The sequence below is a fragment of the Staphylococcus saprophyticus subsp. saprophyticus ATCC 15305 = NCTC 7292 genome, assembly GCF_000010125.1.
Taxonomy (GTDB): Bacteria; Bacillota; Bacilli; order Staphylococcales; family Staphylococcaceae; genus Staphylococcus; species Staphylococcus saprophyticus.
Genome location: NC_007350.1, coordinates 2,410,702 through 2,423,263 on the forward strand (window position 1 = coordinate 2,410,702; position 12,562 = coordinate 2,423,263).

13 protein-coding genes are annotated in these 12,562 nt (G+C 33.4%); 8 read left to right on the plus strand and 5 right to left on the minus strand.

The window, feature by feature from the left end; all coding sequences use genetic code 11:
* Positions 1-48: 48 nt before the first annotated feature.
* The gene (locus SSP_RS11725; RefSeq protein WP_011303927.1) at positions 49-1,428 is read left to right on the plus strand and encodes an L-cystine transporter; all 1,380 of its coding nucleotides are present in this window, start codon (positions 49-51) and stop codon (positions 1,426-1,428) included.
* Between the two features lie 175 nt (positions 1,429-1,603).
* Here the strand turns inward: SSP_RS11725 and SSP_RS11730 are convergent, their stop codons facing one another.
* Together SSP_RS11730 and nfsA are read right to left on the minus strand one after the other, a co-directional pair.
* The gene (locus tag SSP_RS11730) at positions 1,604-2,179 is read right to left on the minus strand and encodes a hypothetical protein (protein WP_011303928.1); all 576 of its coding nucleotides are present in this window, start codon (positions 2,177-2,179) and stop codon (positions 1,604-1,606) included.
* Between the two features lie 85 nt (positions 2,180-2,264).
* The gene (nfsA, locus tag SSP_RS11735) at positions 2,265-3,020 is read right to left on the minus strand and encodes an oxygen-insensitive NADPH nitroreductase (protein WP_011303929.1); all 756 of its coding nucleotides are present in this window, start codon (positions 3,018-3,020) and stop codon (positions 2,265-2,267) included.
* Between the two features lie 403 nt (positions 3,021-3,423).
* Here nfsA and SSP_RS11740 point away from each other — a divergent pair, with 403 nt between their 5' ends.
* The 5 genes from SSP_RS11740 (at position 3,424) to SSP_RS11760 (ending at position 8,098) form a co-directional block, all read left to right on the plus strand.
* On the plus strand, positions 3,424-3,777 hold the full coding sequence (locus tag SSP_RS11740; protein ID WP_011303930.1) for a helix-turn-helix domain-containing protein: 354 nt from the start codon (positions 3,424-3,426) through the stop codon (positions 3,775-3,777).
* 460 nt (positions 3,778-4,237) lie between these two features.
* Entirely contained in the window at positions 4,238-4,807 is a 570-nt protein-coding gene (gene ahpC / locus SSP_RS11745; protein WP_002484274.1) for an alkyl hydroperoxide reductase subunit C, read from the plus strand.
* A gap of 16 nt (positions 4,808-4,823) precedes the next feature.
* Positions 4,824-6,347 carry an alkyl hydroperoxide reductase subunit F gene (gene ahpF, locus SSP_RS11750; RefSeq protein WP_011303931.1) on the plus strand — a complete coding sequence of 508 codons (1,524 nt, stop codon included), beginning with the start codon at positions 4,824-4,826 and terminating at the stop codon, positions 6,345-6,347.
* A gap of 604 nt (positions 6,348-6,951) precedes the next feature.
* Positions 6,952-7,572 carry an NDxxF motif lipoprotein gene (locus tag SSP_RS11755; protein ID WP_011303932.1) on the plus strand — a complete coding sequence of 207 codons (621 nt, stop codon included), beginning with the start codon at positions 6,952-6,954 and terminating at the stop codon, positions 7,570-7,572.
* Between the two features lie 310 nt (positions 7,573-7,882).
* Positions 7,883-8,098 carry a hypothetical protein gene (locus SSP_RS11760; RefSeq protein WP_011303933.1) on the plus strand — a complete coding sequence of 72 codons (216 nt, stop codon included), beginning with the start codon at positions 7,883-7,885 and terminating at the stop codon, positions 8,096-8,098.
* A gap of 43 nt (positions 8,099-8,141) precedes the next feature.
* Here SSP_RS11760 and SSP_RS11765 read toward each other — a convergent pair whose 3' ends face one another.
* Positions 8,142-8,720: a histidine phosphatase family protein gene (locus tag SSP_RS11765; RefSeq protein ID WP_011303934.1), complete on the minus strand. Its 579-nt coding sequence runs from the start codon at positions 8,718-8,720 to the stop codon at positions 8,142-8,144.
* Between the two features lie 140 nt (positions 8,721-8,860).
* Here SSP_RS11765 and SSP_RS11770 point away from each other — a divergent pair, with 140 nt between their 5' ends.
* Together SSP_RS11770 and SSP_RS11775 are read left to right on the plus strand one after the other, a co-directional pair.
* A complete protein-coding gene (locus SSP_RS11770) occupies positions 8,861-9,226 on the plus strand; it encodes a DUF4870 domain-containing protein (protein ID WP_011303935.1) in 366 nt (121 codons plus the stop codon).
* Between the two features lie 120 nt (positions 9,227-9,346).
* Positions 9,347-9,661 (plus strand): DUF4889 domain-containing protein, encoded by a 315-nt coding sequence (locus SSP_RS11775; protein ID WP_041784850.1) that lies wholly within the window; start codon positions 9,347-9,349, stop codon positions 9,659-9,661.
* A gap of 366 nt (positions 9,662-10,027) precedes the next feature.
* Here SSP_RS11775 and SSP_RS11780 read toward each other — a convergent pair whose 3' ends face one another.
* Together SSP_RS11780 and SSP_RS11785 are read right to left on the minus strand one after the other, a co-directional pair.
* Positions 10,028-11,359 (minus strand): PepSY-associated TM helix domain-containing protein, encoded by a 1,332-nt coding sequence (locus tag SSP_RS11780; RefSeq protein WP_011303937.1) that lies wholly within the window; start codon positions 11,357-11,359, stop codon positions 10,028-10,030.
* 212 nt (positions 11,360-11,571) lie between these two features.
* The gene (locus tag SSP_RS11785) at positions 11,572-12,198 is read right to left on the minus strand and encodes a LysE family translocator (RefSeq protein ID WP_011303938.1); all 627 of its coding nucleotides are present in this window, start codon (positions 12,196-12,198) and stop codon (positions 11,572-11,574) included.
* Positions 12,199-12,562: the final 364 nt, after the last annotated feature.

Genomic DNA, 12,562 nt, shown 5'->3' on the forward strand with positions numbered 1-12,562 from the left:
GTATCGGATTTCAAAAAATTATTATTAAGAAAGTGTAGGTCTTTTTTTATGTTATTAACTATTCTTAACATTATTATTTTTGTGGCCTTCCTCGTTGGATTATATGTAATGGCTAAAAGACATGTATCATTTCCTAAACGTGTATTCTCTGCCTTAGGGGTAGGAATTGTTTTTGGTGTCGTTATTCATTTAATTTACGGCGTGGATTCACAAGTAACTAAACAGTCCATGGATTGGTTTAGCATCGTTGGTGATGGCTACATTGCATTACTACAAATGATTGTAATGCCACTTATTTTCATTTCAATCGTTTCAGCATTTACTAAAATTAAAATTGGGGACAAATTCGCTAAGATTGGAATTTATATTTTTATTTTCTTAATTGGTACCGTTGCTATTGCAGCAATCATTGGTATTATTTCAGCACTCGTATTCGGACTAGATGCTTCATCTATTGACTTAGGCAGTGCCGAAAGTTCAAGAGGTAGTGAAATCGCAAGCCAAGCTAAAGATATGGCTGCTAATACATTACCACAACAAATCTTAGAATTATTACCAAGTAATCCATTCTTAGATTTCACTGGTCAACGTACAACGTCAACAATTGCGGTCGTTATTTTCGCAGCGTTTATCGGTTTTGCATTTTTACGTGTTATGCGTAAACAACCTGAAAGTGGACACTTACTTAAACGTGGTATCGATGCATTATATAATTTAGTAATGGCAATCGTGACATTTGTTTTACGTTTAACACCTTATGGTATTTTAGCAATTATGACATCTACCATTGCGACAAGTGATTTTGGTGCTATTTGGACATTAGGTAAGTTCGTGATTGCATCTTACGCAGCACTCATTGTTATGTATATCATTCACCTAATCATTGTTTCAGGTTTAGGTCTCAACCCTGTCACATTTGTTAAGAAAACTGGCGAAGTGCTTATGTTCGCCTTCACTTCTCGTTCAAGCGCAGGATCATTACCACTGAATGTGCAAACTCAGAAGAACCGTTTAGGTGTACCTGATGGTATCGCTAACTTCTCTGCTTCATTCGGTTTATCAATCGGGCAAAATGGTTGTGCGGGTATTTACCCAGCAATGCTTGCTGTTATGGTAGCGCCAGCAGCTGGTGTAGAAGTTAACTTACAATTTATATTATCTGTCATCGGTGTCGTTATTATCAGTTCATTTGGTGTCGCTGGTGTAGGTGGCGGTGCAACATTTGCATCCATTATTGTATTATCTACATTAAACTTACCAGTCGCACTTGCAGGTGTCTTAATCTCTGTTGAACCATTAATTGATATGGGTCGTACAGCATTGAATGTTAATGACTCTATGCTTGCAGGTACAGGTACAGCAAAATTAACAAACAACCTAGACAAAGACACTTATAACGACAATGAATATGCCGAGATTACAAACTAATATATTTGAATTAATCACTAAATCCGAGTAGCAAGTTTAGTCATAATTCAAGTAAATGGAAAAAGGTTGGAACACATACTGCTCGTTTCACTGTCTCACAAGAGATAGTTGAACGTTGTGTTCCAACCTTTTTTATAGTTTTTATCAACTTCTTATTTAATATCACTAATTGCGTCTAATACTCTGGTTTAAAAGGTCCCCACGTGATTTTATGTTTTCCATCGAGCGACAGTGTATCGATTGATTTTGACACATCATCAAACCACTTTAGAAATGCAGGTGTTTTCTCTAATTGTGCTTCTATACTGTCTTCGGTAATGTCGTGAAGATACCACGCTTTACTTTCAAATTCATATTGAACTTGAGAATACGCGAGTCTCTTCATATCTACACTATTATATATACAGTTTATTTGTTTAACCATATTAGGCGCCTGAGTAACGATACTATTTGAAATGACCTTTTTGTGCGCTTCATTATCTAAATCATTCCAGATTCTTAACTGTCCATTCATTTGGAAGAATATATCAATCGTAGGGTCTTTTTCATCAAAGGAGATCAAGATGAAGATGCGTTCTGCCGTATAATCTACTGAATTAATAACACCGACAATTAATTTTTGAGCCATCTTTTCCCAATAGTGTTGGGCTTCATCGGGCGTGAGTTTACTATTTGATGAATAAATATAGTTTTCATTTTTATTCTGAAGCTCCGAAGCATCTGATTTTTTTCTAAAAATCTTATCAAACATATTCAACTTAATCCCCCCTTTCGAGTTATCTCAGGATATTAAAAATATTGAAATTATTATAAGTAAATCTCAGTTTTTCAATGAATTATTTTTTAATAAATCCTGATTTATTCAGTTGTTCTAACATATCTAGTCGTTGCTTCGCGCTCATAAAGTTAGCAACTTGATTAGACCATGATTCAGTACGTTCGCCATTTGTACGTGAACTATAATAGTCACTCACTGTTTGATCATATGCTTTTAATGTTTCACGTTGGCTATCTTTATCACTATCATATTTATTAGCATGAAATACATGTTCAAATGGCAATCTTGGTTTAGGGCTACCATTTTCATCATCTTCTGGAATACCTAATGCCATACCAAAAAGTGGGAAAGTATGTTTAGGTAATTCTAAAATTTCTCTTACTCTTTCCACATCGTTTCTCAATGAACCTAAATACACCATGCCATAGCCCATATCTTCAGCTGTCGCTGCAATATTTTGAGCTACTAATGTCGCATCAATAGTGCCTACAAGTAATCCTTCAGCAGATTCAAATGATGTTTGCATATCATGTTTAGATTCCTCATTGATAATGGAATGTCTATAATAATCCATTACAAAAACAAATAAATAGCCATTTTCAACAACATAAGGTTGCCCAGATACTTCTTTCAATTCTTCCTTAATTTCTGGATCATTGATACCAATAATTGAATAGGCTTGTAAATAACTTGAAGTTGATGCATTTTGACCAGCTTCTACCAGTTGTTTTATATGCGCTTCTGATATTGGTTCCTTTTTAAATTTTCTAACTGAATGATGATTCTTCAATAAGTTGTATACATGCTCAGACAATGTTAACCGCTCCTCTTTACATAAAGTTACTCATAGCATAACAAAACAGCGACTGCTTTGTTTACATTATGTTTACCCGTTTTCATTACTATTAAAAGACTTAGAGGTAAATAACTTACTTATTGCAATACAGATTAATCGTATCATTATAAAAAAATCGCACCATGCATGGTTTATTAATAGTTAAATTATTTTATATCACGGTACAAATCCAATTAATGGGTATAATATAATTAAAATCATTCAATCAATAATTGCGATATGTTATACATAATTTTTCTATATTTTTTTATGAAATACTTTTAAATCACAGATGCACCTTTAGGTTGCTTTAAAATATATGATTTGGTGCGTGACGCATTAAAGGCTCTATATTAAATTATTCGTAAAGAGAGTGATTATTATGGAAATCGGATCAAAAACAAAAGAAAAACGCGAACAAAAACACTGGTCTCAAGACGAACTTGCAGAGATATTGAATATTTCAAGGCAAAGTATTTCAAAATGGGAATTAAACAAAGTTTATCCAAGTATTGATATGCTCATTAAAATGAGTGATTTGTTTGATATCTCTTTAGACGAACTAATCAAAGGCGACAAACAGTTTAAAAAAACAATCATTGAAACATATCAAGATCCTGTATCGTATCATCATCAAAAAAGAGGCATGAATGGTTGGGAATTTTTAGCTGGACACTGGTGGCTATTCTTCCCGATCGCGGGCATGATTTGGTGGATGTTGCGTTATTTTATTTAACAAATTGAATAACACCGCTCAGGACAGTCTGCTATCCGTCTAAACAATGAAATCATTGATTGCTATATAGCTTATAAAATATGAACAGACCATAAGCACGTAAATATTCATCTATATGAATTTAATCAGCACCCAATAATAATATACTTTTTTTAAATAGCCTTTCTTCTCATTTTCATGTTTTAGTTGAGAATTTAAAGGCTATTTATTATTTATACAGCGTTATTTTATAAAGTATAACGCTCGATTTTAATGTAAAAATACATTTTGATTGTATACTGAAACACAGAGTCAAAGTGGTTTTTTTAAGCGTTTTCTCAAAATTCTTCTGTGTTGACGAATAATGAGGGAAATGCAATAATAGAATACGAAGATTAGAATTATTATAATTAAGAAACAGAAAAATCTACCCTTACTTAATTCTAATTGAAAATACATTATTAAATAGGAGGATATTTTTATGTCATTAATAAATAAAGAAATTTTACCATTTACAGCTAACGCATACGATCCACAAAAGGATGAATTCTTCGAAGTTTCAGATGAAAACTTAAAAGGTTCATGGAGTGTTGTTTGCTTCTACCCAGCAGACTTTTCATTCGTATGCCCTACTGAATTAGAAGACTTACAAGGTCAATATGATAAATTACAAGAATTAGGTGTCAACGTATATTCTGTATCAACAGATACACACTTCGTACACAAAGCTTGGCATGATCATTCAGATGCAATTAGTAAAATTCAATACACTATGATTGGTGACCCTTCTCAAACAATCACACGCAATTTTGATGTATTAGATGAAGAACTAGGACTTGCACAACGTGGTACGTTTATCGTAGATCCAGATGGCGTTGTACAAGCAGCAGAAGTTAACGCTGACGGTATCGGCCGTGATGCTAGCACATTAGTACACAAAATCAAAGCAGCACAATATGTACGTCAACACCCAGGCGAAGTTTGCCCAGCAAAATGGGAAGAAGGTTCAGAAACATTACAACCTGGTCTTGACTTAGTAGGTAAAATCTAAGGAGGCATTGATTTAAATGCTAAATAATCAGCTTAAATCACAATTGCAACAATTACTTCAATTGATGGAAGGCGACGTAGTTCTAAAAGCGAGCCTTGGTTCAGATGATAAATCTAAAGAACTGAAAGAACTTTTAGATGAAGTATCTGCCGCGTCCGATTACATTACTATAGAAGCATCTGACTTGAAACGTACACCAAGCTTTTCAGTAGATAAACCTAATGAAACATCAGGCATTACTTTTGCTGGTTTACCAATGGGTCATGAATTTAATTCTCTAGTTCTTGCTTTGTTACAAGTAAGTGGTCGTCCACCAAAAGAAGAACAAGCCATTATAGATCAAATTAAAGCAATCGATCGTCCACTACATTTTGAAACGTATATTAGCTTAACGTGTCAAAAATGTCCCGACGTAGTTCAAGCATTAAATTTGATGAGTTTATTAAATCCAAATATTTCTCATACAATGATAGATGGCTCTATTTTCAGAGAAGAATCTGAAAATATTATGGCAGTACCCGCTATTTTCTTAGATGGCGAAGAATTTGGAAATGGACGCATGACGATCCAAGATATTTTAGCAAATCTTGGTAGCCAAGCAGATCCAGCTGAATTTAATGATAAAGCACCATACGACGTATTAATTGTCGGTGGTGGTCCTGCAAGTGGTAGTGCTGCAGTTTACACTGCACGTAAAGGTTTACGTACTGGTATCGTCGCAGACCGTATTGGTGGTCAAGTCAACGATACAGCTACCATTGAGAACTTTGTCACTGTTAAAGAAACAGATGGGCCTAAATTCTCATCTGCATTAGAAGATCATATCAAGCAATATGATGTCGATGTCATGACAGGTATTCGTGCCAGTGATATTGAAAAAACGGATGACGGTATTGTCGTAACATTAGATAATGGTGCTCAATTGACGAGTAAGACGGTTATTATTTCAACAGGTGCGCGTTGGCGTAAACTAGAAGTCCCAGGTGAAGAAGCATTAATCAATAAAGGTGTTGCATTCTGTCCACACTGTGACGGCCCGTTATTTGAAAATAAAAATGTCGCTGTTATAGGTGGCGGAAATTCAGGCGTCGAAGCTGCAATCGACTTAGCTGGCATCGTTGAACATGTTACATTACTTGAACGTAACGCTAACCTTAAAGCAGACAATGTTTTACAGGAACGTTTAAACAGCTTACCTAATGTAACAGTTATTAAAAATGCTCAAACAACCGAAGTACTTGGAGACGATGCAGTGACTGGTATTAAATATCAGGATAAGGCACAAGGTGAGGAACATACTCTAGATTTAGAAGGTATCTTTGTACAAATTGGATTACTACCTAATACAGAGTGGTTAAACAATTATGTAGAACTAAATGATGCCAAAGAAATTAAAGTAGACCGCACGAATGCGACAAGTATCCCAGGTATATTTGCGGCAGGCGATGTCACTGATGATCGCAATAAACAAATTATTATTTCAATGGGCGCAGGTGCTAATGCAGCATTAAATGCTTTTGATTATATTATCAGACATTAGTAATACCCATTATCGTCACTGAAAATTAAAAATTTGAGATATAAATCCCCCCATTCTCAAATAAGAGGAGTCTGAGACATAAATAGATGTTTTAGGCTCCTCTTTATATTTAAAATCTCACTATTTAGACCGTCCATGTTTGCCTAAAATCTGGTTCAAATCTATAGTCTCTCACTCATACTATTTCCCCACGGCGTCAGCAAATTACAAAATCACTACAATATATGAATGCCCAAAAATTAAGACTTTTTCACATAAGGAAATGACTGACATCTCATTGTAAAACGAATCACCGTGTCAACTAGAGGTATTCATCTCCCATATGCTTTTTCACATCATATAGCTTATTTGATGATTAATTGAAATACAGCACATATCTAAGTAACATTTTATTATGAAATTCTAATGAATATTTTTAAAATTACTAAGTTCATCTCTTTTCTTTTATATTTTGTTCAAAAGATTGTGCGTTTTATTATTTAATACATCATTCAAATAAATAGCACTACATGATACACTTAAGTTATAATTTTTAAGAACGTGTTTATACATTCATTAGTTTGTTATATACGTATGATTATTTTTAAAGGAGCAGTTTTTATTTATGAAAAAAAGTATATTACTCTCATTGGTCTTAGTGCTAACTGTGATACTCGCAGCATGTTCAAATGATGAATCCGATGATGACAAAGGTTACAGTGGAAAAAACGCACCTAAAAATGTTAAAACAATTACTGAACAAGACATCTTTAATTCTGACAAAAGTGGCGAAACACTAAGCGAAGCAGAAGCTAAAAAAGCAATTAAAAAATATCTAGATGTGAACTCAGATATTATAGACAATAAGTATCTAATCCAATACCAATTAGATAAGCAAACAGGTACAGATACAAAGATTACCGATAAACAAGCAAAACGTTTATCCGAACTATCACATAACTCAGTTAAAAATGATGTGCGTTTCAAAAAGTTCGTAAAAAACAACAAATTCCCAGATGGGTATGAAGAAAACCTCGATCGAATCGTTAATTACTTTACAGCCTTAAATAGTACAATCAAAAATGCTGACGAAGACATTGAGCAATTAGATTACCAGCCACAAAACAAACTTAATGTTGCAGATGTACCAACAAAATATGCTGGAGATGTTAACGGGAAACAACAAGATAAAATCAAAAAATTCTTAAAAGATAAAGGCATTAAATCTGACGCCGTCGACAAATAAGTGACAAACTTATAGTTTAGATATGTTTTCCAACTCTGTCGCTACCTAAGTATTTACAAAATATTCGGTTAAGTTACAAAGAGATTACATGACGCCTTTTCATATTTATAAAGGGCTCAAGCCTATTTATATCCATATTAACCATGGTCTATGACTTATTTCTGTAAAAAACCTTACTTAATTGTAAGTTTTTTTAATATGATATCCCTTTTTTTCACAAAGTAACATTTGTTATGCTTATTTATAAGTTAAAGAACAAATGAATCGAAGCTCAGCCAATCAAGTAATAATTTTAAGGAGAAACACCTTTATGATATTAACAATTTTAATAGGTGCCATGGCTGCTATCTTCATAGCTTTTAATCTCTTTGAGAAGAAAGAAAAATATGGCGTTGTTTCTTATAAAACAATCGCACTTAGTGTAACTTACGTCATACTTGCCGTAATTGTCGGAAGTTTTTTAGACAATTTCAACACGCTATTCCAAGGATTTCATGATAGCTTAACAGCAGCTAAAAGATATTAACCTGAACCGACGATGTCGTAGTTCAGGCTTTTTATGTTAATGGCTATTTTTCTAGTTCATAAGGTACACAGTTTTCAATTTTTCTATCAATCACTGTAGCTTCCGAATCATATCCTAAATATACGAAGCAACAACGTATAACAACTTGATGTGCTACGATAGCAATGGAATCGAGTGAATCATCAATTTCATTTTCAAAAAATTGTTTAACACGTTCCATAACATCCGCATAACTTTCTCCCTCTGGCGCCTTTTGCGTAAAACTGTGACGAAATTCAAGATAATTTTGATCTTCAAAATAGCGTGTATAAGATGAATTTTGTTCCACTGCTTCAACAATTTTACCTTCAAAAACACCAAGCGAACGCTCTCTTAACAAAGGGGTCACGCTTGCCGGAATCGATTTATCAAATATCGCATTATAAGTTTGACGTGTCCGTAATAAATCCGAAATATAAATATGATCTATTGCTTTTTTGTCAAAATAGCTCTGTAATAATTGAGCTGACCATGTGCCTCTCTCAGTAAGTGGTACATCTAATTGTCCACAAAAATAATTTTTCCCTTGTTTCTTATCATAATTTGATTGTGACTCACCATGTCTTACCAAATATATTTTCATATTAACCATCCTCTCTTTTCGTATGCATATGCGCATGATTACCATAATCAATTGGATTAACTAACAATACTGTCATGTTAAGCTTTTACTCTATATTTTTTGAAACTACCTCATTTAGTATACTAAATGAGGTGATACAAATGAATGACAGAGTTATACAAAACAGTAGACAAGGAGAACGCGTTCTCGCAGCACTGAGTTATTTTAGTATCTTTTTTGCACCAATCATATTACCTATTTTTATATGGATTTTTGCTGATAGACCTACTTCTAACCACGCAGCTAAATCGTTAGCTTATCATATTATAACGTATATTGGACCGATACTTTTAATTCTCAGCATTGGATTTGGTGGCGTCTTAATCAATAATAGTTCTACCATTACCAGTGTGATAATGATTACAGTGGCAATTATTTTATTCGTCATAACCGTTTGGTATACGATCAAAAATATTTATCGTGGTGTCAGAGTATTGATCTCTGAACACGCTTATTTCCATCCCTAAACTGAATAGCAATTTATTTTTTGACAAAATTAGCAACATTTTAAAAGGTTATATACGAATTTACTTTAATCCTTTATGCTTAACATAAAAGGAGACAGAGTATATGAATAAAAATTAACAATTTCTATCATTAGTATTTTAGTCATTATTGGTGTCGTCTTCACCATCTTTATGATTACATCGAGTCAAAAGAGCACATATTATGGCTATATGTCAGATAGTACAACTGCTGAAAAAGTAGTCAGTGAAAAAGATGGTCTCGTGACTAAAAACGTTAAAATAGACAATAAAAATGACGATTTCAAACCTAAAAAAGGTGACTTTGTTAAATTAGTTTCTAAAGATGACGGCAAAACATTCTATAAACAAGAAGTTGTAAAACACGACGATATTCCACATGGTTTAATGATGAAAATACATGAAATGGAAATGTAATCTATACATTTAATGTGATTACTACACAAAAAGCAGGGAGGCTCATAGAGACCTCCCTGCTTTTTGAATGTAGACAAATTCTGCGCAAGTATATGCGCGGAGTTTATCTATTTTAATTATTAGTCTTATTTTTAATACAGAATGAGAGTGGGGCAGAAATCAAATTTTCTAATAGAGTTCTCGTAGGCTCACCTATGCAATCAAGTCAATATTTTATTGACAGTGATTTATGTCGACTCCTGTGGGAATAGCACTAGCCAAAGACTACAGGCTAAGGCAGTGCCGCGGAAAGTGTGCATAAAAAAACTGCCAACAAAGTCGGAGACTTTGTCGACAGTCTGAAAGCAGTAAAATTCCGTTCGTGCACTATCGATTCTTTTTATCCTTAAAATAAAGCAATAGCTCTATTAAGAAAACGATAATAAGAGAAAAACCAAATAATGGCATCAATATCCCTAATATAACCAGTATGATAACCAATGGAATAGACATTGGCTTTTTAACTCTTTTTGGTATTTTAATTTGCGTTGCTTTCATTTTCTTAATCCAAGACGTTAGACCCAGTCCTACCGCAGCAAGTAATGCGATACATACAAGCAAGTTAATCACTTTATTGGCAATACCGAACAAATGACCTTCATGCAGAGGAATACCCCATGTGAACCATTTACCAATTATGCCGTACTCTTGATATTTCACCTTACCTAAATCTTTACCATTATATTGATCTATATATAACGTCTGTTCATCGTAAGGTGACACGTCTAAGCCTGTCACACCTGTATTACTACCTTTCGAAACTGTAAATGCCGCTTCTTCACTCGTTGGATAAACAATTGAAAATGGCTTCGTAATGCCATCTTTTTGTGCTTCTGCAACAACTTTATCAATCGAAATTTGTTTTTCAATATCTGTTCTTGGCATTTCACCACTACCATGATGCGCAGATCCGCTCTCAGACTCTGGTTGCTTATTTTTACGTGTTGCCCAAGGTATTTCATTCACATCTGATTTAGGTGGATTAACAGCCAATTCTGACTGTCCCAACTCTCCAGAATTATCCATAACACTCGCAATTTTAGCCCCCATAAATCCAGACCATGGCAAGCCAGTCAATACAAGCACAAACACCGGTATGGCAATGATAATCCCAAGTGTAGCATGCCATTTTTGGAATCTTAATCGCTTACTTTTATTTGTAATTAATTTTTTCTTAATTAACATATACGTTCCAGACAATATCATGAAAACAGTCCAACACGCTGTCAGTTCTACCAAGTAATTAATAAAAGTATTTTCAGTAAATAATGAGCTATGTATATTTCGTACAACGTTCGCATACGTATGTTTTGCATTTTGATCAGCAACAATTTGATTATTTTGATCTAGAAAAACATAACGTTGGTTCCCTGCCATATCATCTAATGTAATTCTACTATTATAAGGCTCTTCTAAAATACTAACTTTACTTATGTAAAAACCATCAAATTTATCTTCTACTTGATCGACTGCCTGATTAAGTGATTGATGTTCTTTTACAGGACTATCACCGAAAAATTCTGTCTTATAAATATTATTTTCTACTTCTTGGAAAAACAGAAACCCAATGCCCGAAATTGTTAACGTAATCAGTAGCGGCGTAATAAATAACGCTGCATAGAAATGAAGCCTCTGTAATGGATTAAATATATTTTTCAAAAGTTTATTCCCCCTCTCTCTTTTAATATTATAAATAACTAACAAGATTATTGTGTAGATAAATTTTGAATATTTCAAAAGAGTTTTAAAAACAATTATCTACAATTTAAATTATTTTGTTTATTTATGACTATGGTAACTTGTAATTTAAAATGGGATAAAATAAAACGTCCAACACATCAAGTAATGTCTCAGACGTTCATACATGCTATTTAACTACTTTTACTCAATAGCAGATTAAGTGATAAGCCAATCAATATTGCGCCAACCGTATAATCAAAAATTGCTTTTATTTTTCTATTCGTAAACAATAGCTTAATATATTGAAAAATATAAACACAGAAAATAAACCAGAGCAAAATAACTGTGGTCACAATTGCAGTTAATATAGCAATTTGAGATGTAACAGCTTCACCAGTACTTAAAAATTGCGGCAATATACTGATATAATAAAGTAATGCTTTGGGATTTAAAATCGTACTAAAAAAACCTTGTCTATATGAACTTAAATAAGTAATACGCTGTGCTTTCAACTGAGATGTTGAAAAGTTCATACTTTGTCTTGCACTGATGATACTTCTAATTCCTAGATATATAAGATATATAGCACCTAAAATCTTAATTGTCACAAAGACATAATACATATTAGCCAGTATAAAAATAATACCAAACACAGCTAACAATGAATAAACTACATGACCTGACGTAATACCTAAGGCTGCCATAGCGCCATTACCTTTTCCTGAGGTAATCGAATTTTTCATTACGACAAAGAAATCCGGCCCCGGAACAATAATAATCATTAATGTTATGATAATAAATGCTGCCAAACCTTCCATAGACTACATCCCACCTTTGTACTTCAGGCATCAGTTACCAAATATCCCCGCAATATCGTAATTAACAGTTTTTTATTTTAACTCATATGATTTCAGTAAAAAATGAATGCTTATGTGACAATATTACATTTTTATTGAAGCCTGATTACTAGATATGATATATTAAAGGTGTAGTTGGAAACCGACTACTAGTCTTTTATATTCATGAACATATTACTCTTAAGGCGACACGGATGTGTCGTCTTTTTTTATATAAACGTAGATTGTCTACACTGCAATACTGTGTTTCGAGATCCCTCACGTCCTATATAAACTTGAAAATTGAATAATACCGCATCACATTTTTGACCGTATAATATTTACC